The organism is Photorhabdus akhurstii (assembly GCF_018448925.1).
In the GTDB taxonomy this organism is placed as follows: Bacteria; Pseudomonadota; Gammaproteobacteria; order Enterobacterales; family Enterobacteriaceae; genus Photorhabdus; species Photorhabdus akhurstii.
The window spans coordinates 22,140-48,287 of record NZ_RCWE01000029.1; the positions used below are offsets into that span (position 1 = coordinate 22,140).

The window sequence follows — 26,148 nt, forward strand, 5'->3', positions numbered from 1 at the left end:
TGCATAAACCAAAAATATAGAGGGAAAAAGCAATAGGGTTGTTACAACCAAACTGCAAACCGAATTGTAAAAATAGTGCTTTTAGTTCAACGCGATAGCGCTATTAGATCAAACTTAATGTTAATAGCTTAACGCCAGGAAAGTGAAAAGTAAAAGGGAGAATAGTGTTCTTATCACCATAAAATAGGCTGAAACCGATTCTATTAAGTATCTATTCTTATTAGTGAATATTATTGAATTAACTTCATAAAGAATTTAATTAATATTTTCAAACTTAAATCTATATATTTATTCTATTAAATATAATGTTTTATCTTTATAATAAAATAACAGAATTAATTACAATTTTTAATTGTTATTGTCAGAAAGTTAAATAATTAATTATGCATTCACCACATGTATTGATTATGACTAGATTAAATTAGCTATATTGGATATTTTTACGCATGATGTTTTTTATTTAATTTTTGGATGTAATTTAACCAATGCATTGATATCGCTGAAATATTAGATTAATAATTTGACAGATATAAGAACTCATCCTACTATTTAGGATGACTCATAGAATTAGATGGATTAAATGAGTTGAAAATAGGTAAGCTAAAAATATATGCGTTAAAAGTACATGTATTTAGAAATATATAAGTTAAAAATGTTTTCTTGTTTAGATAATATTTATTCTGAATGCTTTATTTAAAGTAGGGTTTACTGTTGGAAAATAACTTTTAGATAAGGTAGGAATGTTTGAATGCATAAATATAACAGCAAGATACTTATTATTGGTTCATCAAGTGAAATTGGGAATGCAATTTGCCGACATGCGGTTGCCAGCGGCTATGAAGTATTAGGTACTTCACGTAAACCGTGTAATGAAGAAATTTATTTAGATGTTATGTCGGATAACAGTGTTAGAGAAGCCATTGGCATTGCAGTTGACAAGATGAAATGTATTGACGCGGTTATCTATACGCCGGCAATGTCATTGGATGGTTTATTGCATGCTCAGGATATTGAGGGTTGGCATGATGTTTTTGATGTCAACTTGTTTGGCGCAGCAAGAGTAGCAAAATATTTGCTGCCCCATTTTATGAAGAATCGTAATGGCGTGATGCAATTTATTTCTTCTACAGCAAGTTTACGTGGAGAGACAGGCGCCACCGCTTATTCTTGTTCGAAAGCAGCCATGAATGCATTGGTAAAAAACATCTCTAATGACTACGGCCGTTTTAATGTTAGGGCTTACACTGTAATGCCGGGGTATGTTGATGGTGGTATGTTGCGGCATATTTCTCCAGAAAAGAAAATGGAATTCGCCAGAAGCACCGCATTAAAACGAATGGCAGATGTTGATGAAATTGCCAGTTTTTGTGTGGGGACATTGAGTACATCAACCTATATCACAGGAACATCTCTTTGCATTGATGGGGGATTAAGTGGTTAATAACAATATCATAAATCGTGATCTGCAATCATGTTTTCATCAATTAGCTAGAATATCGGGCTGGATTTATGATAAATGTATTTCTTCACCTAGCCCAATGTTGCCAATCGCTTTAATGAGAAAAGGTTATTGGTTATTATTCCAATTTTGGTTACGCTATTTGGAATAGGAGCCGAAACTGAATTATCAGATATCTCTGTTTTTATATCGTTTATGAATTATTTTCCTGGGTAAATGAGAACCTACCCCAGCAGGCATAATTGTTGCAGGCCGTTAGTTGGAGTGCGTCTTTTGATGTATGTATGGGGAAAGCGATTCAGGAGAAATTTATATACTTGATATAAATAGATCTTTAAACCATTAGATTTGAATAAACATCATTGGGGATGTGATATGGATAATATTGACATGGTTAATGAAGAATTAGCGAGTATTTTGGTGAATGTTGCTGAGTTAGACTCCGATTTTAAAATAACATCGAATAAAGTGTTGAAAAGTGATCTCGGCATTGACTCATTGAAGTTAATTGATGTCATTTTGTCAGTTGAGCGAACCTTTGGCAAAGAGATTTCTGAAGATGCGCTTGCCCGTATTCAAACTGTAGGTGAGTTATGGGAGGAAATAAAAAATAACCTGCAATAATCGGGTTGACTTAATCAATAATCAAAAACTCTCTATTTTTCAAATAATAAGTTGAGGGAAAATGTTGACTTTTAACGTGGAAAATTTAGCTATTTATCCGAATATATTTCGGAATGAGAGAGAGGGGGAATTTTCTCTTCCCGCTGATATTTCTGAATTTGTAAGCAATAAAGGTGATCGTTTTCGTGACGACTTTAGCCGCGTTTGTACCTACTTGGCGAATCAGTTTATTGCAGAAGATAGACATGCAGAAAATGAATCGGTGATTGTGGGGACAGAATACGGCAACCTTGAAGCGATGCTTCGTTTTCAACGGCAGGTCATGAACAATGATAAAACGGTATCGGCTCAACAATTCCCTTATGCTACCACCAGTTCAGCTTCAACCTTTATTAACATTGACAAGAAGGTGACGGGAGGAAACTGTACATTAAATGCAGGCAGTAAAACCCCGGTAATGGTATTCATGCAAGCATTGCTTAATTTGCATAATAGATCAGCAGGCGCCAGCTACCTCTTTTGCGGTGATGTTTATTGCACAGAAGCACTTGATGATATACGAAAGAAAATCAGCAATCAGAAGTCAATATCTTCTGGTGTGATGTGTGCAACGCTATTGAGTGGAAAACAATTTACGGCAGATTTTTTCTTCGGGTTAACAGTGGGAGAGATAAAAAAACAGTGTGATGCTTTGTCACCGGATACCAAGATATTTATATACAATACGTTGGATCAGAATGACGCATTAATTCATGTTGTTGAAGATAATAATGCAATTGAATATCAAGAATATAACAGCGCTTTTCTGTTTCATGAGTTTATGGGGGCGATTAAGCTCAGTAAAAAAGGAGATGCTGTTGTATTTATTGTAATCGATAACATGAATGCTTCAGGCGTAAGGGTTATACACAATGATGATTAATCGTATTAACCATGTCTTTTCACCTCAAGATGAAATATTCAAATATCATTTTCCCGGTAATCCTATTGTTCCAGGGATCTTGCCAGTCGCCGCTTTTTGTAAAGAGATGGCTGATGCATCTGCCGATTTTATCAGTTTAAGAAATCTATTTTTTCATCAATTTATACGTCCTGATGAAAATATCCAATATCGCCAAGAGGAAAATAAAATTTCTGCAATGGTATCGGAACAACGCTGTTTTTCTTTTCTCCTGAATTATTCTGGCAAAGATGCAAAAGGTGAAAGTAAAAAAATTTTTTACGCATCTTCTCTATTATCACCATCATTGCGTGAACCCGAATTTTGGTTTTTGCCGAAAATAGTCTATGTTAATGATGGATTAAACAGAGCGAATTGCAGCCTGGATATGAAATCATTGCGCGGTGAAGCGGCTTATTTGCAAAAATATCATTATTTCCCTTTGATTATTCTGGTCGAGGCAATGGGGAATTTAGCATTAATTTTGCAGCGTCAGCAACAGAGTATTTCAACAGCAGGCGATTATGTTTTTGCCAAATTTGGTGAGTTGGCCTTCGATCCTGATATCGAACATATTAACTCTCCTGTGTTTATTGAGACTAAAGTAACTCGATTTGGCTCAATAATGTGTTGGGATGCCAGGGCATATCGTGAAGGGGAAAAATTACTTTGGATAACTGACGCAGTATCAATTAAGAAAAAGGAGAACGATGTTGGATAAAATATATGTTACAGGTCTTGGCGTCGTTACTCCAATTGGTATAGACGTCGAAAGTTATTGGAAAAATTTATGTGCCGGCGAGTCAAATTTTACTCGACTGGAACCGATTTATCCTTCTTTGAAGCCAAATTTTATTGCTGGAAGAATTTCGGCTGAGCGGCGTCTGGATATAAAAGCCAGGGCGCCGAAATGTACCGGCCCACAGGTCCCTGATTCTTCTCTATATGCTGTCGATGCCGCACTTCAAGCGATAGCGGACGCAGGATTGCAGCCAGGGTGTGCTGAATTGCGCAATGCCTTGGTGTGTGTGGGTAATAATGAGGCTGAGGCGGATATTCTTGATCAATTAGTTGAAGGTGTGCCGGTAAATTGGCGTTCGAATATCTATTCGAGTCACGCCGTTTCCGATAATGTTGCTCGTGCAATTGGTTCATTCGGGCCTTCCATGACGATACATAATACTTGTGCGTCAGCAAATATTGCGCTTGAAACAGCACTACGCATGATGAATGCCGGCATTGTCTCAACATCCGTCATTGGAGGCGGAGACGCTTTTTCAAAAAAGGTGTGGTCAGGTTTTTACATGCTTAATGCATTAGGTGCGGAACAGTGCCGTCCATTTTCGAAATTAAGGCGCTTTATTACAATATCTGAGGGCGCCGCTTTTTTGGTGTTGCAGAATAGAAAACACGTTGGTGAATATCAATCGCCTTATGCTGAATTGATTGCTACTGCCAGCAATAATGACGCATTACATCCGACCAATCCTGATATTAACAGTGTCACTCAATGCCATAGAAAACTATTAGATTCGGCAGGCGTGGAAGCCAAAGATATAGGTGGCATATATGCACACGGTACAGGGACTAAGGCTAATGACGCTGTAGAAGCATCGATATTCTCTGAATATTTCCCAAATTCGGCGGTTTCAGCCATTAAAGGCACTATCGGACATATGATGGCGACAGCGGGAGCAATTGGCGCAGTCAGTGCTTGCTTATCTTTGAGGGACCAAATTATGCCGCCAACAAATATCTTACCGGAGGATTTTGAATATCAATTTAATTTAATCACTCGTCAAATGGAAATGAAGAATAATTTAAAATATATACAAAATAATGCGTTTGGTTTTGGTGGTAATAATGCCATTACTCTATTTGGCAAGGTGACTTGATTCTTCGTAATGCAAAATGGGCTATTAGTATAAAGCAGCGCATAGTTTAATTTTTATGAAAGAAAAACATACCTTATGGATTTCAAGGTGTATCGCGACGGCAAGGGAGCGAATCCCCGGGAGCATAGATAACTATGTGACCGGGGTGAGTGAGTGCAGCCAACAAAGAGGCAACTTGAAAGATGACGGGTATAACAATTTGGAGGTGAAGAAAATGATTATATTAGGTATCAGCGGCCTTCCCAATTCTCAACATTTTATGCGAGAAAATTACCCAGGCGTAGGTAAATTAGACGAGCGTATTTGCCAGGGAGTCGATAGTGCGGCCTGTGTGATGGTTAATGGAAAAATTGTTGCCGCGGCTGCGGAAGAGCGATTTACCGGAGAAAAAGGAACAGGCCGATTTCCTGCTAATGCCATTAATTACTGTTTAGCGGAAGCGGGTCTTACGCAAGATGATATACAGGTTATTGCCCACGGTTTTAACTATGATAAGTATCGCCGTTTTTTCATGTCGAATCAGAAAATGTTTGAAGAGGCTTTTAGTGGAAAAACTGTGATTAATGCATTGGCCTCAGAGGGGTGGCAGAATATTGAATCACGTTTTCAGGGGGTAGATCACCATCTGGCTCATGCGGCGTCAGCCTTTTATCCCAGCGGCTTCCCGTCTGCACTATGCGTCATTTCAGACGGTATGGGCGAAATAGAATCCCTAAGTGTTTATCTTGCTAAAGACCAGCAATTCCAGAAATTGTACAGTCAGCCAATTAGCTCTTCATTAGGAATATTTTATTCTATCTGTACTCGGTTCCTTGGTTTTGTATTTAATAGTGATGAATATAAAGTCATGGGACTTGCCGCGTATGGTAATCCTGAGCGATACCGCGATATTTTCAATAAATTGGCTCAATTCGATGCAGAGAGTGGAACGATACAGATAAACTGGTTACCGCAAGCATTTGACAATTCGGAATATGGTTTTCCCGGTGCAATCGCACAACTGAGCGATATGTTTGGTTTGACGACGAGAAATGAAGATGACCCTCTGCTGGATGTTCATCAGGATTTTGCTGCCGGATTACAGGAGAAATTTACACTGTTGTTGAAACAGTTAGTGACCTATTGGCTGCGAAAAACGGGAGAAACATCACTCTGCCTTGCCGGGGGATCGTTCTTAAACTGCAAAGCAAACCAAGCTCTTTGTCAGCTTGATGGTGTAGAAAACGTCTTTGTTCAACCGGCATCGGGTGATGATGGTTCGGCTTTGGGCGCTGCGCTTTTTGTGGCTGGTGGATACCACAATGGCGCAGATCCTTACTTTAATCCTTATCTCGGTCCTCGTTTCTCCACCGATGAAGTCCGTAATGTATTATTCCGGCATGGCGGCAATGCGGGCATGAAATGGCGTTATTTGGGGCTGAATGATGATTATTTTGCTTCCGCGGCTCAAGATATCGCAGAAGATAAAATCATTGCCTGGTTCCATGATCGAATGGAATTTGGCCCAAGGGCGCTTGGCAACCGTTCAATTTTAGCTCTGCCGGCAGGTGAAAAAATAAAGGATAGAATTAATAGCACCGTGAAATTCCGTGAGGCTTTCCGTCCATTTGCCCCGGCAATTTTGGATGAGGATTGCGACACTATTTTTGAGACACGCAATTTAACGCCAACTCGATATATGCTTTGCACCGCTAAAGTAAAACCAGAAATGATGAAGCCGGTGTCAGGTATTGTCCATGCTGATGGAACGGCGCGTATTCAGCTTGTTGAACGTACTATTAACGCAACCTTTTGGCGATTATTGAAAGAGGTACAGAAAATAACCGGTTATGGCTGTCTGGTGAATACTTCATTTAACGTTAGGGGGCAGCCGCTTATTATGTCACCGGAGGTTGCAGTAGAGACATTTTTGAAAACCTCACTGGATAAGCTTTATATTGAGGGGTTTGTCGTATGGAAAGAATAACCTTGATGGCGTCCTGATTGAGATGTCAGTTAATTGATTTTGGCATCAAATGTGTTTCTTTATCATCTTAGAAAAATGTCTGGAGATGATATTTGATGATATAGAAACACATCCTTTTGCAAAATAGAGATTGTCTGCTGGGCAGCATAACGTAACTATCGATCAGCAAAGGTAATATAAAAATATGATAAAAGAACTTCAACAGCGTAAGCTGCTATCAATTGTGCAATCGCAGAATGGCCTTATCGGGTACCGGTTTTCTGACAGTTTATATGCTGCTGCTGAACTCCTTGATAAGGCACTTTTACAAGTTTTAAGTAAGGGAATATCTGTTACCTCACACACATGCACCACATTGTTACCTCGATCCACGTTAGAGCGTATCAGTTTCTTTGATAAATTGCCTAGCAATCCATTGCATGTTTATCCCCATTTAACTCACGATGCTATGAGTGAAAATAGCGGGGATGCATGGGTATTGAGCCCATCGACTTGCTATCATACCTTTGCTCATTTAGCAGAGAGTATTCATGATTGGGAACTGAAATATTTTACGGCTAAAGGGCAATGTCATCGATATGAACCGGCTAAAGATGAGCCGACCCGTATGGGGAATTTTACCATGCGTGAATTAATATTGGTGGGGCTACAGGAAAAAGTAGAAACACATTGTGAAATGATATTTGGGCAAGCCGTTAAATTCTTACGCTTACTGTTTCCTTCCCTTTCGGTAGAAAAAGCCAGCGATGTATTTTATGGAGAGCATTCTAAAGTTACTCGTAAAGTACAATTATCAATGGGCGTCAAGTGCGAAATACTTATTCCTTGGTTTGATAAATATAATGTTAGCGTTGGTTCACGAAATTTACACCGAGATTTATTTACCACCAACTTCAATATTATCAGTCGTGCCAGTGATAGTTCTATGCATTCCGCTTGTATTGCGTTTGGGATGGAGAGATTACTTTTGGCGCTGTTAGCACATACTTTGAATTATGAACCTGACTTACTCGTCGAAAATATAGCACAAGCAGCCGCAATAATATTGGAGGAAAAATAATAGTGATTACAGGGCGTAATATATTTGGTCCGCTATTCATAAATTAATCCATTGTATCGAGGTGATAAAATGCTCATGGAAAATGTGATGGATAAATCATGCGCAAATGTCGCGATAAATTGTTTTACCGGTAGCTTGACAAGATTACTTAATTTACAGGGTAAAGAGATTTTTGAGGCAGAGATCTTTGAAGCTGGCAATGGTTATCTATTTCGTAGTGGTTATGATGCACTGAATATGCCTGAATATACTTGCTCGATTGAAACTGTTGGGCTAACTGGCACAGCGAATTTGGGCGCAGATATAGTCTTAATACCGATAGATTACGCCCATTGGCGTCGTCAATTATATGAATTATTACGTCACAGGAAAGGCGTCGTTGCTTGGGTTAATTCGGCGCATTTATCTTATTCTGAGGCTTACGCCAATAAACCAGAATATCTACATGCCGTGCTGATCAGCGCTATTGCAGATGATTATTCACAAGTGCGTATCTTCGATTCTTTAGTAGTTGATCGGGAATCCTATGCTTGTGAGGCATGGATGTCATCTGAGCAATTTTATTTAGCGCTTTCTGATAAAGTGCCCAATGAAACTTATGATCATATGGGTAATTTTTATATTGTTGATTCACTAAAAGATCAGGAGGCTATGCCGGTAAGGGAATTACTGACGCGTCAGGCTGAATTATTTAATACCTTGCCTGAATATTATGACGCGTTGAAAAATTATGGCAAATTATGTCTGAGCGCGTTTCAGCAAGCAGAGGAAGAAGCTTGCCGGGCGGCTAAAAGATTGTTTGATCATATTAGCGTATTGTATGTGATCCCTAATTTGAATTTGTTAAAACACTCTTTAATCAGAGCTGATATTGCGCCTTCTTTGATTGAACAGTGCACGGAATTGATTGATCACTGGAAAGCTTTATCTATTTTAGCGTTGAAGTTTGAAGCCACATTATCATCGCAAGTATTGGAAAAAATAGCAGGGCGTTTTGATCATATTGAGCAAATAACTAACATGATGTGGGAAGAGTTATATCGGTATAAAGGTTAAGTTTGAATCTCTTATATCGGTGTTGGGGGATACTGTTAATTAATAATTACGTTGAATAAGTGATGGGGATTTGGTAACGATATATCAACGTATCGCACCATGAGAAAGATGACGGACTATTGAGCGATGGGCAAATTTGTACCATCCGTGAGGCGAGCGCAGCTAGCGACATCGCAGATGATAATTTTACTCAACGCTTGTTCTGATCGAGAGGCAACGGCTTTAATTGGAAGAGCATAGACCCTCCATTGTAGGTGTATACAAATAAAAAGCTCAGGTATTTTAAACTTGAGCTTTTCTTCTAGAAATCTGGTGGTGAAGAGCGGCATTACCATTCAATGTATTCTATTGGTATTTGAAAAATAGCATAAAACATCTTGAGAGCATAATCAGGCTAATAATTTGCATGAGTATTATCACGCATAAAAGAATAGTGACTCTTTTAATTTAAACTTTTCATTAACAAATCTTGTTGATATGAAAATTTTCCTTTGCTATTTTAACAAGTATTAAAGCAAAGGTAGATATTATATTGACGATCCGTTCAGTCACATTAACAGATTTGAGTAGAAAATTCAGAGTATTATCATATTCTGACGAAAATTACAGGTCAGGTGTCCCGTAATCAGAATCTGATTTTCTGTATATTTTTATTACTTACATCGTCATAACATAAAAATATAAAAAACAAGTATTGGTACGACCAGTTTGCAAGATGATTAAACAACAACTTAAGTTGAAATAACCCCATTAAATGGATGGCAAATATGAGTAAAAAAATTTCATTCATTATTAACGGCCAAGTCGAAATCTTTCCCGAAAGTGATGATTCAGTGCAATCCATTAATTTTGGTGATAATAGTGTTTACCTGCCAATATTGAATAATTCTCAAGTAAAAAACATTATTGATTATAATGAAAATAATGAATTACGGTTGCATAACATTATCAATTTTCTCTATACGGTAGGGCAGAGATGGAAAAATGAAGAATATTCAAGACGCAGGACATACATTCGTGACTTAAAAAAATATATGGGATATTCAGAAGCAATGGCTAAGTTAGAGGCCAACTGGATAGCTATGATCTTATGTTCTAAAGGCGGTCTTTATGATGTTGTAAACAATGAACTTGGTTCTCGTCATATTATGGATGAGTGGTTACCTCAGGATGAAAGTTATATTAAGGCTTTTCCGAAAGGTAAGTCTGTACATTTACTAGCAGGTAATGTCCCATTATCTGGGATTATGTCTATATTGCGCGCCATTTTAACCAAGAATCAATGCATTATAAAAACCTCGTCAGCCGATCCTTTTACAGCCAGTGCATTAGCGTTGAGTTTTATCGATGTGGACCCTAATCATCCAATAACGCGCTCTTTGTCTGTTGTATATTGGCAACATCAAGGTGATATATCACTCGCGAAAGAAATTATGCAACATGCGGACGTTATTGTTGCTTGGGGAGGGGAAGAAGCAATTAATTGGGCTGTAGAGCATGCGCCACCCTATATTGATGTGATTAAATTTGGTCATAAGAAGAGTTTTTGCATTATTGATAATCCTGATGATTTAACGTCTGCTGCGACAGGCGCGGCTCATGATGTCTGTTTTTACGATCAACAAGCTTGTTTTTCTGCCCAAAACATATATTACATGGGAAATCATTATGAAGAATTTAAGCTAGCGTTGATAGAAAAACTTAACTTATATGCGCGTATATTACCAAACGCCAAAAAAAATTTTGATGAAAAGGCGGCCTATTCATTAGTCCAAAAAGAAAGCTTGTTTGCTGGATTAAAAGTAGAAGCGGATGCGCGTCAACGTTGGATGATTATTGAGTCAAGCGCAGGTGTGGAATTTAATCAACCACTTGGCAGATGTGTGTACCTTCATCATGTCGATAATATTGAGCAAGTATTACCTTATGTTCAAAAAAATAAGACGCAAACCGTCTCTATTTTTCCCTGGGAATCAGCACTTAAATATCGAGATGCATTAGCATTAAAAGGCGCGGAAAGAATTGTAGAAGCCGGAATGAGTAACATATTTCGAGTTGGCGGCTCTCATGATGGAATGAGACCATTACAACGATTAGTGACATATATTTCTCATGAAAGACCTGCTAACTATACGGCTAAGGATGTTGCGGTGGAAATAGAACAGACTCGATTCCTGGAAGAAGATAAGTTCCTTGTATTTGTCCCTTAATAGGTAAAAAAGTATGGAAAATGAAGCCAGATATAAAACCATCGACCATGTGATTTGCGTTGAAGGAAATAAAAAAATTCATGTCTGGGAAACGCTGCCAGAAGAAAATAGCCCAAAGAGAAACAATACCATTATTATTGCGTCTGGCTTTGCCCGAAGGATGGATCATTTTGCTGGTCTGGCGGAATATTTATCGCGGAATGGGTTTCATGTAATCCGCTATGATTCACTTCACCATGTTGGATTGAGTTCAGGGACAATAGATGAATTTACCATGTCTATAGGAAAACAGAGCCTGTTAGCCGTGGTTGATTGGTTAAATGCACGAAAAATAACTCACCGTGGTATTTTGGCTTCCAGCTTATCCGCAAGGATAGTTTACGCAAGCCTATCTGAAATCAATGTTTCGTTTTTAATTACTGCGGTTGGAGTTGTTAACTTACGATATACTCTCGAAAGAGCGTTAGGGTTTGATTATCTCAGTTTACCTATTGATGAATTGCCGAATAATCTGGATTTTGAAGGCCATAAATTGGGTGCTGAAGTCTTTGCGAGAGATTGCCTTGATTTTGGTTGGGAGGATTTAACTTCTACAATCAATAGCATGAGGTCTCTGGATATACCGTTTATTGCTTTTACTGCAAATAATGACAATTGGGTAAAGCAAGATGAAGTCATCACATTGTTATCAAATATTCGTAATAATCGATGCAAGATATATTCTCTGCTAGGAAGCTCACATGATTTGGGTGAGAACTTAGTAGTCTTGCGTAATTTTTATCAATCGGTTACGAAAGCCGCTATCGCGATGGATAATGGTAGTTTGGATATTGATATTAATATCACTGAACCATCATTTGAACATTTAACTATTGCGACAGTCAATGAACGCCGAATGAAAATTGAGATTGAGAATCAAGCAATTTCGCTGTCTTAAAGCCTATTGGGATAGATAGTTGGCGCTATCACTCAAATAGAAATATAAGGATTCCCTATGAAATTTGGAAACTTTTTACTTACATACCAACCGCCCCAATTTTCTCAAACAGAGGTAATGCAGCGTTTGGTTAAATTAGGCCGCGTTTCTGAGGAGTGCGGTTTTGATACTGTATGGTTACTTGAGCATCATTTCACGGAGTTTGGCTTGCTTGGTAACCCTTATGTCGCTGCTGCGTATTTACTGGGCGCGACCAAAAAATTGAATGTAGGGACCGCTGCTATTGTTCTTCCTACAGCCCATCCAGTACGTCAACTTGAAGATGTGAATTTATTGGATCAAATGTCAAAAGGGCGATTTCGGTTTGGTATTTGTCGGGGGCTTTACAACAAAGACTTTCGCGTATTTGGCGTGGATATGGATAACACTCGCGCCTTAACGGAGTACTGGTATGGGTTGATAAAGAACGGAATGACGGAAGGATATGTAGAAGCTGACAATGAACATATCAAGTTCCATAAAGTAAAAGTAAACCCGACCGCATATAGTAAAGGTGGAGCGCCTGTTTATGTGGTGGCTGAATCAGCTTCGACCACTGAATGGGCCGCTCAACACGGTTTGCCGATGATCTTAAGTTGGATCATAAATACTAACGAAAAGAGAGCTCAAATGGAGCTTTATAATGAGGTGGCTCAAGAATATGGGCACGATATTCATAATATCGACCATTGTTTATCATATATAACATCTGTAGATCATGACTCAGTTAAAGCGAAAGAAATTTGCCGGAATTTTCTGGGGCATTGGTATGATTCTTATGTGAATGCCACGACCATTTTTGACGATTCAGATAAAACAAAAGGTTATGATTTCAATAAGGGGCAGTGGCGTGACTTTGTATTAAAAGGACATAAAGATACTAACCGCCGCATTGATTACAGTTATGAAATTAATCCTGTAGGAACCCCGAAGGAGTGCATTGACATAATCCAAACAGACATTGACGCCACGGGAATATCAAATATTTGTTGTGGGTTTGAAGCTAATGGAACAGTAGGCGAAATTATTGCTTCCATGAAGCTTTTCCAGTCTGATGTCATGCCGTTTCTTAAAGAAAAACAACGTTCGCTATTATAATTAGCTAAGGAAAATAAAATGAAATTTGGATTGTTCTTCCTTAACTTCATCAATTCAACAACTGTTCAAGAGCAAAGTTTAGCTCGCATGCAGGAAATAACCGAATATGTTGATAAGTTGAATTTTAAACAGATTTTGGTATATGAAAATCATTTTTCAGTTAATGGTATTGTCGGTGCTCCTTTAACTGTTTCTGGTTTTTTACTCGGTCTGACAGAAAAAATTAAAATTGGTTCATTGAATCATATCATTACAACTCATCACCCTGTCCGAATAGCGGAGGAAGCGGGTTTATTAGATCAGTTGAGTGAAGGGAGATTTGTTTTAGGATTTAGTGATTGCGAAAAGAAAGATGAAATGCATTTTTTTAATCGCCCAGATAAATATCAACAGCAATTATTTGAAGAGTGTTATGAAATTATTAACGATGCTTTAACAACGGGTTATTGTAATCCAGATAACGACTTTTATAGTTTCCCTAAAATATCAGTCAACCCCCATGCTTATACGCCCGGCGGGCCTAAGCAATATGTAACAGCAACGAGTCATCATGTTGTTGAATGGGCGGCTAAAAAAGGCATTCCCCTCATCTTTAAGTGGGATGATTCTAATGATATTAGACATGAATATGCTGAGAGGTATAAAGCCATTGCTGATAAACATGGTGTTGACTTATCAGAGATAGACCATCAGTTAATGATCTTGGTTAACTATAACGAAGATAGTAAGAAAGCCAAAGAGGAGACACGTTCATTTATCTGTGATTATATTCTTGAAATGCATCCGAATGAAAATTTGGAAAAGAAACTTGAAGAAATAATTACAGAAAACGCTGTCGGAGATTATACGGAATGTATAACTGCGGCTAAGTTGGCAATTGAAAAGTGCGGAGCAAAAGATGTATTGCTATCCTTTGAACCAATCAGTGACTTGATGCGCCAAAAAGAGGTAATCGATATTGTAGATGATAATATTAAGAAGTATCACATGGAATAATAAGTACTATATGGAATAAGAAGTACCACATGGAATAAAGAGTATGACAGCAGTGCTGCCATACTTTCTAATATTATCTGGAGAGGTGAAACAGGTATGACTTCATATGTTGATAAACAAGAAATTACAGCAAGCTCAGAAATTGATGATTTGATTTTTTCGAGCGATCCATTAGCTTGGTCTTATGATGAACAAGAAAAAATCAGAAACAAACTTGTGCTTGATGCGTTTCGTCATCACTACAAACATTGTCGAGAATATCGTCACTACTGTCAGGCACACAAAGTCGATGACAATATTACGGAAATTGATGACATACCTGTATTCCCAACGTCAGTTTTTAAGTTTACTCGTTTATTAACGTCTCAGGAAAACGAGATTGAAAGTTGGTTTACCAGTAGCGGCACGAATGGTTTAAAAAGTCAGGTAGCACGTGACAGATTAAGTATTGAGAGACTTTTAGGCTCTGTGAGTTATGGCATGAAATATGTTGGTAGTTGGTTTGATCATCAAATGGAGTTGATCAACTTGGGGCCAGATAGATTTAATGCGCGTAACATTTGGTTTAAATATGTTATGAGCTTGGTGGAATTGTTATATCCTACGACATTCACCGTAACAGAAGAGCGAATAGATTTTGTTAAAACACTGAATAGTCTTGAGCGAATAAAAGATCAAGGGAAAGATATTTGTCTTATCGGTTCGCCATATTTTATTTATTTGCTCTGCCATTATATGAAAGATAAAAATATCTCATTTTCTGGAGATAAAAACCTTTATATCATAACGGGGGGCGGCTGGAAAAGTTACGAAAAAGAATCCCTGAAACGCGATGACTTTAATCATCTTTTATTCGATACTTTCAGCCTCAGTGATATTAGTCAGATCCGCGATATATTTAATCAAGTTGAACTCAACACTTGTTTCTTTGAAGATGAGATGCAACGTAAACATGTTCCGCCGTGGGTATATGCGCGAGCGCTTGATCCTGAAACGTTGAAACCTGTACCTGATGGAACGCCGGGTTTGATGAGTTATATGGATGCGTCATCAACGAGTTATCCTGCATTTATTGTCACCGATGATGTTGGAATAATTAGCAGAGAATATGGTGACTATCCCGGCGTGCTCGTTGAAATTTTACGTCGTGTTAATACGAGGACGCAAAAGGGGTGTGCTTTAAGCTTAACCGAAGCATTTGATAGTTGATATACCCTATGGATTTCAAGATGCATTGCGATAGCAAGGTAGCGAATCTCCGGGAGCATAGCGAAAAAATTCTCCAAAACATCCACATTTGGAGACTTGATAGAGGTTTGTAGGGTTGGATTAACACTGTTCTCATTGTTATCATTGCGTTAAGCAAAAGGAGATAATATGAAAAAATTGGCAGTTATGCTTGCATTGGGAATGATGAGCTTTGGTGCAATGGCAGTTGATGGGTATAAAGATGCAAAGTTTGGCATGACAGAAGAAGAGTTTCTCTCGAAGAGGTTATGTGATTTTGAAAAATTTGAGGAAAATTCTCAAATAGAAGAAGTATCACTTTATTCATGTTCTGACTTTTCGTTTGCTAACAGAAAGCAGGAAGCAATGGCATTTTTTTTAAATGGAAAATTTAAAAGATTAGAGATTGATATTGGCCGCCTCGTGAAGCCAGTAAGCAAATCGTTAGAGAAAAAGTATGGAAATGAATCATCGTATCCATCAAAAGAAGAGTTTGAAAATGCGCTCAAATACAATGGAACTATGTCTGTAGGTTATGATAATAATACGGTATTAGTTGATATACATATAATGTGTAGCAAAGAAGGCATAGAAACCAGTCGACTGATTTATACGAGTCCAGATGTTCATACGATCCCAGATTTCGAGAATAAAATCCAGGAATTAAGGGGATTAAAGGAGTTCCAAGAATTACTGGAATTAGATCGTGAAAAACTGGATGAAGATGTTTGAGACGACAATAGCCACCTTCGGGTGGTTTTTTATATAAGCAAAAAGCACGGATATTTATGAACTAACCCCAAACACTGGATAGAAATGACAACACGGTGGCCACCAATTATCAAAAAGCAGATTAATTCTCCGGCAGGGAAACTTGATCAGGTTCCCAATAATTCAGAAGAAAAAATAGCTGATTTAGAAATAAAGTATGATAGGTAGAAAACAGCGTCTTATCACCCAGTTCTAAATGGATAAACTTTACAGGTACAGTGGATAATCATATTCTACAGAAAGTGATAGTTTAACAGGTGGAACGAAACCGTACGTGAACCGAAGTTTCTATACAGCTCACTAATAAATTACGGGAGTTATAATGACCACAAGGTTTGATATAGAACACGGAAGACTGGTTTACACAGAGAAATTGGGATGGGTCGATTTGGGGCATGCTAAAGGTGATGACGCAAGAAAATTAATGGCTGCTATAAATGCAGGTGATGATACTAAAGAGTCATATTTTACTATTAGATATGTCCAATATATGGGGAAGGGGCGTAAATATGGGACATCTAAAATAACAAGATGGAAAGTCAGGCGGGGTTTGTCTTTACATGGTAAGAAGAGAGCTGCTCTTACTATTATGATGTATACAACTCATTTATTTGAATCCTACCAAGACTCTTTTCCTTTTAATTGGGTTACGGATAGTGGTTATAGTGGTGAAGATTTAATTTCTAATTTACTTGGTTTTTATCGGGCTGTAAATGGCATTGATTATTTATCTCAGTTAGGTGTAGTAAGTAAAGAGGAAGCATTTAAGCGATGGGATTACTATGGCCCGATAGGTAAATATAAAAATAAAATTTTTAAGCCATTATTGTTTCCTAATCCTGAGAAATATCCAAATAATGCAAGACCTTATTATACGTCTCTACCTGGTTTTTTAAATACTATATCACCCATCAGTGATATAAAAACAGGTCATGATATCATACATATTAGCGAAAAGACCGGGGTTAATTTAGGTGTGGAATATGCTGGGATTTCGATTGAGTAGTTTTATCCGTATGATTGTTGTTATATCCGTCCTCATTGGATGTGCTCTGGTTTTTATTATGTCGCTTGCAAATGTTAACTTGTCATATACGAAAGAAAATTTTATTTATTATAATATGTTCACCTTTGATGAAATTAAGAATATTCCCTTAATTTCAAATGATTATGTCATATACTACGATTCACCTGATGGAACGCCAACAATGATTAATAAAATTGTTTTTTCAAATGTGAATTTGAATAGTAAATCAGAGTTGATAAAATATGTTGAAAGTATGGGTTTTGAAAAATATTTTGACGAATACTGGCGTGATGAATATTGGCGTAAAGATAATGTACTCATAAATATAAAACAAAATGATACGAAGCAGACCGTTTTGTTTTTAGTTGAGAAAAATTAAGAATTTTCGGCCTTTCCTGCGTCGGGGGTATATGCAAGTAAAAAAGCCCAGGTGGTAAACCTGAGCTCAGGTTGTTGACTTTTAGGTATGAGATAAATGGATAGGTTTAAATAACGGTGTCAGTTTGGAGATATCAACAGTCTTTTCTGCTTTATCGAGGCTATAGGTTTCTTGCAGTTTTAGCCACAATCGTGGAGAGCTACCAAGTACTTTAGACAGTTTTATTGCCATCTCTGGCGTGACTGCTGCTTTGCACGATACTAGACGTTGAGCCGTAGACGGAGCAACATTCAATGCTCGCGCTAGATCACGAATTCCTAAACCTAGTTCTTCCAAAGAGTCAGCAATAATTTCGCCTGGGTGAGGTGGGTTAAACATTTTCATTAATGATAATCCTCATAGTTAACGATGTACGCGTCACCATCGATAAATTCGAATGTCACACGCCAATTTCCTGAAATGGTAATTGCCCACTGTCCCTGCCTGTTTCCCGTTAAAGGATGTAGATTGTATCCGGGAAGGTTGATTTCCCCTATATCCTCAGCTTCGTTAATAACAGCGAGTCGTTGGCGGAGTTTGTTTGCATGTTGAGGGTTAATTCCAATAGAAACACCTTTTTCAAAAAATTGGCGCAGTCCCTTATGCTTGAAACTCTTTATCATTCCTTATCGCTCCGTGTTGCGCTACAAGAAATCTTATAACAAAGTGTTCCCTATTACGCAACATCATTTGAGCTAAGGTCTGGAGGAAAAGGAGGGATGGATTCGCTGCGCTCACCCTGCGGGCCGCCGTTGGCGGTCCAAAACGGCAGGCCGTTTTGTCGAACCCTAGTCGAGGGTTCTCGACCCTCCCTGCATAGGAGGTATATGCAATTAAAAAAGCCCAAGTATTTAACCTGAGCTTCTCTTCAATTCTGGCGGTGAGGGAGGGATGGATTCGCTGCGCTCACCCTGCGGGCCGCCGTTAGCGGTCCAAAACGGCAAGCCGTTTTGTCGAACCCTGTTCGAGGGTTCTCGACCCTCCCTGCATAGGAGGGATATGCAATTAAAAAAGCCCAAGTATTTAACCTGAGCTTTCTTTCAAATTTGGCGGTGAGGGAGGGGTTCGAACCCTCGATACGTTTTCACGTATACACACTTTCCAGGCGTGCTCCTTCAGCCTCTCGGACACCTCACCATCTTTTTTTCATCCCAGCAACTTTGTTTAACATCGTCGCTGCAACGGGGCGCTACTATAGGGAAAACCGTTACAAGCGTCAACACTCTTCTGATACTTTTCTTTGGTTTTTTGATTGGTTAGCTAAATAAGAATCAATTCGATGAATTCACACCCACCAATGTCACTAAAATAGACAAGTACAAGTTCCCCGATAAGAAAAAAATGAATTCGTTAACTACTTAACATTCTCAAAATTTTCGTAATGATGATTAACAAAGGGGCTTGCAACCTACACTCAATCATCAGATAACCCTGTATGAAAATGTAAGATGAGGATAAATAATCGTGGATATTATCTTTTACCACCCCTTTTTTGATGCTGCTCAGTGGATTCAAGGTATGCAGCAACGACTGCCCAATATCAATGTCCGTCAATGGAAACGCGGCGATAATAAGCATGCAGATTATGCAATGGTTTGGGCGCCTCCCTATGAGATGTTGGCTAATCGCTCCGAATTGAAGGGGATTTTTACTTTAGGTGCAGGAGTCGAGGCCATTTTGAAACAGGAGCAACAAAGACCAGGGATGTTGCCCGCCGGCGTGCCACTGATGCGGCTTGAAGATGCGGGTATGGGGCGGCAAATGCAGGAGTATGCAGTAGCAATGGTTTTACATTATTTGCGGCGCATGGATGAATATAAGTTGCAACAAGGGCAGAGGATGTGGAAACAACTCGTACCCCATGATCGCAAGGATTTTGTCGTGGGCGTGTTGGGCGCCGGTGTTCTGGGACGCACTGTTGCGGAGACGTTAGTTGAGCTTGGCTTTACTGTACGTTGCTGGAGCCGTACTCCAAAACAGGTTAATAATATAGTTAGTTTTCACGGTGAGGATCAATTAGGCGATTTTCTTTCCGGGAGTAAGGCGCTTATCAATTTGCTGCCCGATACACCAAAAACCCGTGGTATTCTGAATTTATCGCTGTTTAGCCAACTAAAACCAAAGTCATATCTGATTAATATCGCACGAGGCGCCCATTTAGTAGAACATGATCTGTTGGTGGCGATTGATAAAGGTTATATCGCCGGGGCTGCATTGGATGTGTTTGTTGAGGAACCACTACCAGAGATGCACCCGTTCTGGACTCATCCTCGTATAACGGTAACGCCACATATTTCGGCTATCACTATTCCCAATATTGCTATGGATACGATTAGTGAAAATATTCGGCGAATTGAAAAGGGAGAATTACCAACCGGTGTTGTGGACATAGAACTAGGATATTAATAACGTCTCTTTACAGTAGGGGCATCTATTAGAGACAATAATGGCAAAATTGCTATTTATTTGGAAACTGAGATGAATGAATTTTCAATAGTCTGCCGTATTTTAGGGACTTTATTTAATCGTCAACCGCAAGACCCGGTTCTGAAACCACTTCTGACGATGGTTGTCGAAGGTAAATTGAAGCAATCATGGCCATTGGAACAAGATGCGTTGTTGGATCGTTTGCAACAGAATTGTGATCTGTCAGCAATGCAAGCTGATTATATGGCACTGTTTTATGGAGATGATGCTAGTGTGCCAAGTCGCCGTTCTGACTATACCGGGGAGAGTGAAAACGATATTCGTCAGTTTCTGATTGAACGAGGAATGCCGTTGTCAGATGGGCCAGTCGATCAGTTTGGTTCTCTGCTATTAAGTGCTTCATGGTTGGAGGATCAGGCAGCAGAAGATGAGGTTCAGGGGCAGATTGAGCTGTTTGATGAGTATCTTCTGCCGTGGTGTGGGCAATTTCTGGGGAAAGTGGAGGCCCATGCCACAACCGGTTTCTACCGGACATTAGCAATGATTACTCGTGAAGCGTTACAGGCGTTGAGAGAAGAGCTGGATTCTTAATTTTAAAATGATAAAAAGGCAAATAATTTCGAATTATTTGCCTTTTTGCTATATCTCGATGAAAGTTATTTATCGGTCAGCGTAATAACTAATTTGCCGGGTTTTATTTCTAACCTTTCTGCTAATGTTTTAGCGGCGGATTCAGCCTTGCTGTGATCCGGATTCAAGACATAAACTGGGTGAGTATCAAAGAAAGCGCTGAGTGATTTATTCAGGTAAGGAACTAATGCGTCAATCGGTTTTTCCATTTTTTCCGGTGTGATTTGGTAATCAACGATTTCTAATGCTTTCAGAAAAATAGCTCCTTTTTCCTGTTCGAAAACAGGTTGTGCTTTCAGGGTGAGTTTCATATCGGCTTTTGCCAGGCCAAGCAGGGAGGTAATATTTACGTTTGCGCGGCCGGTTAACGCTATTTTGTCAGGTTCTGTCCGGCCAATTTGGCTGGATAGTTCTGTTAATTCAATATCTGCGATGGCGATACTATGTAATTCAATCTGTTTCTGGTAATGGACATGTTTTGCCAGATAACCATTAATTAGCTCTTCGCTGATGCTGACACCTCTGAACTGATCGCAACCACTGATTAGCCCCGCTAGCAGCAATACTGCCCCCAAGAAAAATTTTCTCATATCGACTCCTTTATTTTGGAGGGCAGATTTTACCTCATTAATTACCACTCAGCATGGCAGATTCAATTTTACGTTGGTTGAATTGACGATGCAGGGCATACAGCGTTATCAAGCCAATAATCCCAAGCAGGAACCAGGGCAATTGCGGCATATGCAGAGCATGACCGGTATCATATAACCAACCACCGCCGGTATAACCCAAAGCGCCGCCCAGAGCCAATCCAAGACGGCTAAATCCCATATAACTGCCACGCGCGCGCGGATCAGCCAGTGAAGCACTTAATGTTTCGCGGGCAGGTTCGGCGGTGACGGTACCGAGATAGAACAGGCAAATAAGGCCAAACAAGGTATTTATTTCACCAATCAAACCGACTGGAAACATACTCAGGCTCATCAGGAAAAGCCCTGCCATTAGACGCTGTTCTAGCCGGAATCGTTTTTCACTCCAGCGGGCGATCGGATACAGCAAAGTGAGCGATAGGGTTGCTTCAATCGCGTACATCCATTTCACCGCGGCAGGTGTTCCGGCGATTTCATTGACAATAATCGGAAACATCAGCATTACCTGGACAGACAGCATAAAGTAGCCGGTCAACGTCAATACGTAGGTGAAGAAGCGGCGATCTTTAATAACGCGCTCCATCCCTTCCCAGATGGGCGTGCGGGTAGTCGAAATTCGGTAGGCAGGGAGGAATAATGCGTTCCAGATGGCTGCCAGAACGAAAACACCGGCACCTGTCCAACAGACAAGTTGGAAATCGTATTGCAGCAGCCAGCTACCAATCAGTGCGCCGATAACCGCGCCAGCGCTGTCCTGCATCAACAGCAGCGAGAAGAAACGGCCACGCTCGTGCGGTCGAGTCAGTTTGATGACCAGCGCGGTCCGGGGAGGATCAAATAAGGTCCCCCCCAGTGCGGATAATATGCAGGCAAGCCACAGTATCCACGGTTCGGTGGCTAAGGCGATTAAAGCAAAACCAAGGGCGCGTAATAGCATTCCGGTGACGATCATCGGCTTCGCGCCGAAACGGTCTGCAATTGCGCCGCCGAAAATGCCTAAACCTTGTTGTACAAACTGGCGTAAACCAAGCGCAAAACCGACGACTAGCGCGGCCCAGCCCAGTTGCTCAACAAAATGTATTGATATTAAAGGAAATACGACGAAGAAACCCAGAATGACCAGCAAGTTATCGAATAACAGGAAGTACTTACCCAGGCTACGTGCTTGTGAAACCAGTGACATTGCTCACCATTGGAGTAGTAAAATAGGGAGGACCATATAGTTGCTTTATATTTTGTACTTAATTCGATCATTAGGATAGTGAGTTATGGATAATATTTTTTTATCGTAAAGTAATGGTTGGAAGCTGTTTTTTACAGATAAATAGCTTAAATTTTTAACGGATAAATTAATATATACCCTATGGATTTCAAGATGCATCGCGACGGCAAGGGAACGAATCCCTGGGAGCATAGGAAACTATGTGACCGGGGTGAGTGAGTGCAGCCAACAAAGAGGCAACTTGAAAGATGACGGGTATAGTTAGGGAGAAATAATGTTTGGTTATCGTTCCACTTTACCGAAAGTTCGTCTGATCACGGAACGAATGGTGGTGCGTTTGGTGTACGAGCGGGATGCTTATCGTTTGGCTGAGTACTATTCAGAAAATCACGAGTTTCTTAAACCTTGGGAGCCGACCAGAGATAGAAGTCATTGTCAGCCTTCCGGTTGGATAAACCGATTGAATTTAATCATAGAGATGCAAAGACAGAGTGCGGCTTTTCATTTTCTGCTACTTGATCCAAATGAAAATGAAGTTATTGGTGTTGCCAATTTCAGTAATATTCTGCGTGGGGCTTTTCATGCCTGTTATTTGGGATATTCGCTTGGTGAAAAGTGGCAGGGAAAAGGGATGATGTACGAAGCTTTACAACCAGCTATCCGTTATATGCAACGTCAACAGGGGATGCATCGGATTATGGCTAATTATATGCCGGATAATCATCGTAGTGGAAAATTGTTGGAACGATTGGGTTTTGAACGTGAAGGTTATGCCAAGAAATACCTGATGATTAATGGAGTTTGGCAAGATCACGTATTAACCGCATTGACAGATGACAAATGGAGTGGAAAAAGTTGATTATTAAGCTGTACTGTCACCAAATAAAGTAAATTAAATTAGTAATGATGAATTAAACCATCGTTGAAAGTTAGCCTTCCCCGTACCTTATTTTTGACCCTTTTTTAAGGGCTGATTTTAATTTATTGATTTTTAATGGAATATTGTTTCTCTTGTAAAAAAGGGTTTTTTCGTTGTTTTATTAAAATATGCTTTAATCGTCAGTAGGTTGAAGTTAATATGTAACAGTTCACTGCCGTACAGGCAGCTTAGAAATGAGTAAGCTTCAATGAGTTGACTTATTTGACGCACTGACTTCGGTTGGTGCGTTTTTTGAAGTGGCTATTTCAGCTTTTTGTAGTAAGGCTAGTTGCAAGGTGCCATTATTTAGGCCAAATACAATGTTGCATTGGCAGCTTATAAAAGTCAGTGATTTCTAGTGCATAAGCATGAATTTATGTATTATACTCGCCGCTTTTGTTAGCAAAGTGAATGATTAACCTTGGTAGATTCACGTAATAAATGCAATATCGTTACTTTGGAAGTAAATATATTCTTATTCCTTTAAATAATTCATTGGATATTTTATTATTGGCTAATTGTTTTGGAAATAATTTGAATGTTTTTTTAATCCATAAAAATAGGTATTATCCTAATTGGCCTATTTAATAAGAATAACAATCTAATTGAAAAAAATAGATAAAAAAGAGTGAGTGAAAATAAATATTCATATAACTTGAGTCCGTACATAATTTTATGTTAAATAATAATTTATTGATTTTAAAGGAATATTATTTATCTTAAAACAGGTTTTTTTATTGTTTTATCGATATGTTTTAACCGTCAGTAGGTTAAAGTTAATATCTAATCGTCCGCTGTTGGATAGGTAGCTTAACAAGCTGGATTAAGATGGTGTGGATTGATGATTTTTTGCACTAATACAGGCAGCTTAAAAAGTACCGGCAGTTTACAAGTATCTCAGTCGTGTATAATCCATTTTCCATTTTTGCACTGTCATACAGACAGTTCAGAAATCAACTAACATGATTTTGAGATAAATACGATGAATTTATTGAAATCACTGGCTGCGGTTAGCTCTATGACCATGTTCTCTCGGGTTTTGGGCTTTATCCGAGATGCCATTATTGCCCGCATATTTGGGGCAGGTGTTGCAGCGGACGCTTTTTTTGTCGCATTTAAACTGCCTAATTTACTGCGTCGTATTTTTGCCGAAGGTGCCTTTTCTCAGGCATTTGTGCCTATTTTGGCAGAGTATAAGAACCAACAAGGTGATGAAGCGACTCGGACGTTTATTGCTTATGTTTCCGGTATGTTGACGTTAATTCTGGCCATTGTTACTGTGTTGGGGATTTTAAGCGCGCCTTGGGTGATTTATGTTACTGCGCCCGGTTTTACCGATACCGCCGATAAATTTACGCTGACAACAAATCTGTTAAGAATTACCTTCCCTTATATTTTTCTGATATCACTGGCCTCATTGGCAGGTGCGATATTAAATACCTGGAATCGATTTTCTGTTCCTGCCTTCGCTCCGACGTTACTTAATATCAGCATGATTGTGTTTGCGTTATTTGTTGCCCCTTATTGTAATCCGCCGGTGATGGCATTGGGTTGGGCGGTGATTGTGGGAGGAATTTTGCAGCTCTTATATCAGCTTCCTCATTTAAAAAAGATTGGCATGCTGGTATTACCGCGTATTTCTTTCCGTGACAGCGGCGTATGGCGGGTTATGCGGCAGATGGGACCCGCAATTCTTGGGGTTTCAGTCGGCCAGATTTCATTAATTATTAATACGATTTTCGCCTCATTTCTGGTGTCCGGTTCTGTCTCCTGGATGTATTACGCTGACCGTTTAATGGAATTACCTTCTGGTGTATTGGGTGTTGCGCTTGGGACAATTCTTTTGCCTTCACTGGCGAAAAGTTTTTCCAGCGGAAATCATGAGGAGTACACCAAATTAATGGATTGGGGGCTAAGGCTCTGTTTTTTGTTAGCACTGCCTTGTGCTGTTGCTTTAGGTATGCTGGCAGAACCTTTAATCGTTTCTCTGTTTCAATACGGTAATTTTACCGCATTTGATTCTGCAATGACCCAAAAAGCGTTAATTGCTTACTGCTTTGGACTGATGGGGCTAATTATTGTTAAGGTATTGGCACCGGGTTTTTATTCTCGTCGAGATATTAAAACCCCGGTGAAAATTGCGATTGCTACTTTGGTTCTGACTCAGCTAATGAATCTTGCCTTTGTTGGTCCACTAAAACATGCAGGGTTGGCCCTGTCTATCGGTTTGGCATCTTGTTTCAATGCCAGTCTGCTTTACTGGCAATTACGTAAGAAAAATATTTTTAAGCCGTTAGCGGGTTGGGGTGTGTTCTTATTTAAACTTGTAGTAGCAATTGCAGTGATGATTGCTGTATTGGCGGTTACTTTGTGGCTGATGCCAGCATGGGAGCAGGGAAATATGGCTATGCGCCTGTTGCGATTAATGGTGGTGGTTATCGCCGGGGCAGGCAGCTATTTTGCCGCGCTGATATTGATGGGTTTTCGGCTAAAAGATTTTGCCCACCGCGGTTTTCAATAAATTCAGGTATTCCAGCAGTTATTGAGATTTAGGCGGAGTTTTGATGATAGAAAATT

Annotated in this window: 24 protein-coding genes, 1 tRNA gene and 2 other RNA genes; 20 read left to right on the forward strand and 7 right to left on the reverse strand. The window is 39.4% G+C overall.

Annotation, left to right across the window (positions count from 1 at the left end; genetic code table 11):
- Positions 1-748 precede the first annotated feature (748 nt).
- The 16 genes from EAE93_RS20530 to EAE93_RS20605 all read left to right on the forward strand — a co-directional run bounded on the left by EAE93_RS20530 (position 749) and on the right by EAE93_RS20605 (position 17,684).
- Entirely contained in the window at positions 749-1,441 is a 693-nt protein-coding gene (locus EAE93_RS20530) for an SDR family NAD(P)-dependent oxidoreductase (protein WP_040148966.1), read from the forward strand.
- Positions 1,442-1,834: 393 nt separating this feature from the next.
- Positions 1,835-2,083, forward strand: a complete 249-nt coding sequence (locus EAE93_RS20535; RefSeq protein ID WP_046397594.1) for an acyl carrier protein — start codon at positions 1,835-1,837, stop codon at positions 2,081-2,083.
- Between the two features lie 61 nt (positions 2,084-2,144).
- Positions 2,145-3,005, forward strand: coding sequence for a hypothetical protein (locus EAE93_RS20540; RefSeq protein ID WP_214040461.1), 861 nt, complete (start codon positions 2,145-2,147; stop codon positions 3,003-3,005).
- The gene (locus tag EAE93_RS20545; protein ID WP_036814233.1) at positions 2,995-3,744 is read left to right on the forward strand and encodes a hypothetical protein; all 750 of its coding nucleotides are present in this window, start codon (positions 2,995-2,997) and stop codon (positions 3,742-3,744) included. The genes EAE93_RS20540 and EAE93_RS20545 overlap by 11 nt, the downstream gene beginning before the upstream one ends.
- Positions 3,734-4,918: a beta-ketoacyl synthase N-terminal-like domain-containing protein gene (locus EAE93_RS20550; protein ID WP_036814234.1), complete on the forward strand. Its 1,185-nt coding sequence runs from the start codon at positions 3,734-3,736 to the stop codon at positions 4,916-4,918. Before EAE93_RS20545 ends, EAE93_RS20550 begins: the two co-directional genes overlap by 11 nt.
- 214 nt (positions 4,919-5,132) lie before the next feature.
- The gene (locus tag EAE93_RS20555; RefSeq protein ID WP_110090509.1) at positions 5,133-6,884 is read left to right on the forward strand and encodes a carbamoyltransferase family protein; all 1,752 of its coding nucleotides are present in this window, start codon (positions 5,133-5,135) and stop codon (positions 6,882-6,884) included.
- Positions 6,885-7,068: 184 nt separating this feature from the next.
- Positions 7,069-7,944 (forward strand): class-II aminoacyl-tRNA synthetase family protein, encoded by an 876-nt coding sequence (locus tag EAE93_RS20560; RefSeq protein WP_214040462.1) that lies wholly within the window; start codon positions 7,069-7,071, stop codon positions 7,942-7,944.
- Between the two features lie 69 nt (positions 7,945-8,013).
- Positions 8,014-9,000, forward strand: coding sequence for a hypothetical protein (locus tag EAE93_RS20565; RefSeq protein ID WP_214040463.1), 987 nt, complete (start codon positions 8,014-8,016; stop codon positions 8,998-9,000).
- Between the two features lie 767 nt (positions 9,001-9,767).
- A complete protein-coding gene (gene luxC, locus EAE93_RS20570; protein WP_040148952.1) occupies positions 9,768-11,210 on the forward strand; it encodes a long-chain-fatty-acyl-CoA reductase LuxC in 1,443 nt (480 codons plus the stop codon).
- Positions 11,211-11,223: 13 nt separating this feature from the next.
- Positions 11,224-12,147: an acyl transferase gene (locus EAE93_RS20575; protein WP_214040464.1), complete on the forward strand. Its 924-nt coding sequence runs from the start codon at positions 11,224-11,226 to the stop codon at positions 12,145-12,147.
- A 57-nt stretch (positions 12,148-12,204) separates the two neighbouring features.
- Positions 12,205-13,284: a luciferase subunit alpha gene (luxA, locus tag EAE93_RS20580; RefSeq protein WP_214040465.1), complete on the forward strand. Its 1,080-nt coding sequence runs from the start codon at positions 12,205-12,207 to the stop codon at positions 13,282-13,284.
- Positions 13,285-13,302: 18 nt separating this feature from the next.
- Positions 13,303-14,280 (forward strand): luciferase subunit beta, encoded by a 978-nt coding sequence (gene luxB / locus EAE93_RS20585; RefSeq protein ID WP_214040466.1) that lies wholly within the window; start codon positions 13,303-13,305, stop codon positions 14,278-14,280.
- Positions 14,281-14,376: 96 nt separating this feature from the next.
- The gene (luxE, locus tag EAE93_RS20590) at positions 14,377-15,489 is read left to right on the forward strand and encodes a long-chain-fatty-acid--protein ligase LuxE (protein WP_214040467.1); all 1,113 of its coding nucleotides are present in this window, start codon (positions 14,377-14,379) and stop codon (positions 15,487-15,489) included.
- Between the two features lie 168 nt (positions 15,490-15,657).
- The gene (locus EAE93_RS20595) at positions 15,658-16,239 is read left to right on the forward strand and encodes a hypothetical protein (RefSeq protein WP_214040468.1); all 582 of its coding nucleotides are present in this window, start codon (positions 15,658-15,660) and stop codon (positions 16,237-16,239) included.
- Positions 16,240-16,600: 361 nt separating this feature from the next.
- Complete coding sequence (locus EAE93_RS20600; RefSeq protein ID WP_036814245.1) at positions 16,601-17,284, forward strand: hypothetical protein; 684 nt, start codon at positions 16,601-16,603, stop codon at positions 17,282-17,284.
- Complete coding sequence (locus tag EAE93_RS20605; protein ID WP_214040469.1) at positions 17,262-17,684, forward strand: hypothetical protein; 423 nt, start codon at positions 17,262-17,264, stop codon at positions 17,682-17,684. The genes EAE93_RS20600 and EAE93_RS20605 overlap by 23 nt, the downstream gene beginning before the upstream one ends.
- 81 nt (positions 17,685-17,765) lie before the next feature.
- On the opposite strand, the gene EAE93_RS20610 is transcribed toward EAE93_RS20605, so the two are convergent.
- The 5 genes from EAE93_RS20610 to EAE93_RS20630 form a co-directional block, all read right to left on the reverse strand.
- Positions 17,766-18,068 carry a HigA family addiction module antitoxin gene (locus EAE93_RS20610; protein WP_036814247.1) on the reverse strand — a complete coding sequence of 101 codons (303 nt, stop codon included), beginning with the start codon at positions 18,066-18,068 and terminating at the stop codon, positions 17,766-17,768.
- Positions 18,068-18,346: a type II toxin-antitoxin system RelE/ParE family toxin gene (locus tag EAE93_RS20615; RefSeq protein ID WP_036814248.1), complete on the reverse strand. Its 279-nt coding sequence runs from the start codon at positions 18,344-18,346 to the stop codon at positions 18,068-18,070. Before EAE93_RS20615 ends, EAE93_RS20610 begins: the two co-directional genes overlap by 1 nt.
- Before the next feature lie 80 nt (positions 18,347-18,426).
- Positions 18,427-18,550, reverse strand: a non-coding RNA gene (locus EAE93_RS20620) — RtT sRNA.
- 48 nt (positions 18,551-18,598) lie between these two features.
- Positions 18,599-18,722: non-coding RNA, RtT sRNA (locus tag EAE93_RS20625), on the reverse strand.
- Positions 18,723-18,770: 48 nt separating this feature from the next.
- Positions 18,771-18,860: transfer RNA gene (locus tag EAE93_RS20630), tRNA-Ser, on the reverse strand.
- 327 nt (positions 18,861-19,187) lie between these two features.
- Here EAE93_RS20630 and ghrA point away from each other — a divergent pair.
- Together ghrA and EAE93_RS20640 are read left to right on the forward strand one after the other, a co-directional pair.
- Positions 19,188-20,129 carry a glyoxylate/hydroxypyruvate reductase GhrA gene (gene ghrA, locus EAE93_RS20635; RefSeq protein ID WP_036814249.1) on the forward strand — a complete coding sequence of 314 codons (942 nt, stop codon included), beginning with the start codon at positions 19,188-19,190 and terminating at the stop codon, positions 20,127-20,129.
- Positions 20,130-20,201: 72 nt separating this feature from the next.
- Positions 20,202-20,741 carry a TorD/DmsD family molecular chaperone gene (locus EAE93_RS20640; protein ID WP_036814250.1) on the forward strand — a complete coding sequence of 180 codons (540 nt, stop codon included), beginning with the start codon at positions 20,202-20,204 and terminating at the stop codon, positions 20,739-20,741.
- Positions 20,742-20,806: 65 nt separating this feature from the next.
- Here the strand turns inward: EAE93_RS20640 and EAE93_RS20645 are convergent, their stop codons facing one another.
- Both EAE93_RS20645 and mdtH read right to left on the reverse strand, forming a co-directional pair.
- The gene (locus EAE93_RS20645; protein WP_214040470.1) at positions 20,807-21,370 is read right to left on the reverse strand and encodes a lipoprotein; all 564 of its coding nucleotides are present in this window, start codon (positions 21,368-21,370) and stop codon (positions 20,807-20,809) included.
- Positions 21,371-21,407: 37 nt separating this feature from the next.
- Positions 21,408-22,613 (reverse strand): multidrug efflux MFS transporter MdtH, encoded by a 1,206-nt coding sequence (gene mdtH, locus EAE93_RS20650; protein WP_214040471.1) that lies wholly within the window; start codon positions 22,611-22,613, stop codon positions 21,408-21,410.
- A 313-nt stretch (positions 22,614-22,926) separates the two neighbouring features.
- Here mdtH and rimJ point away from each other — a divergent pair, with 313 nt between their 5' ends.
- Positions 22,927-23,511 carry a ribosomal protein S5-alanine N-acetyltransferase gene (gene rimJ / locus EAE93_RS20655; RefSeq protein WP_036814261.1) on the forward strand — a complete coding sequence of 195 codons (585 nt, stop codon included), beginning with the start codon at positions 22,927-22,929 and terminating at the stop codon, positions 23,509-23,511.
- A gap of 1,042 nt (positions 23,512-24,553) precedes the next feature.
- Positions 24,554-26,092 (forward strand): murein biosynthesis integral membrane protein MurJ, encoded by a 1,539-nt coding sequence (gene murJ / locus EAE93_RS20660; RefSeq protein WP_214040472.1) that lies wholly within the window; start codon positions 24,554-24,556, stop codon positions 26,090-26,092.
- Positions 26,093-26,148: the final 56 nt, after the last annotated feature.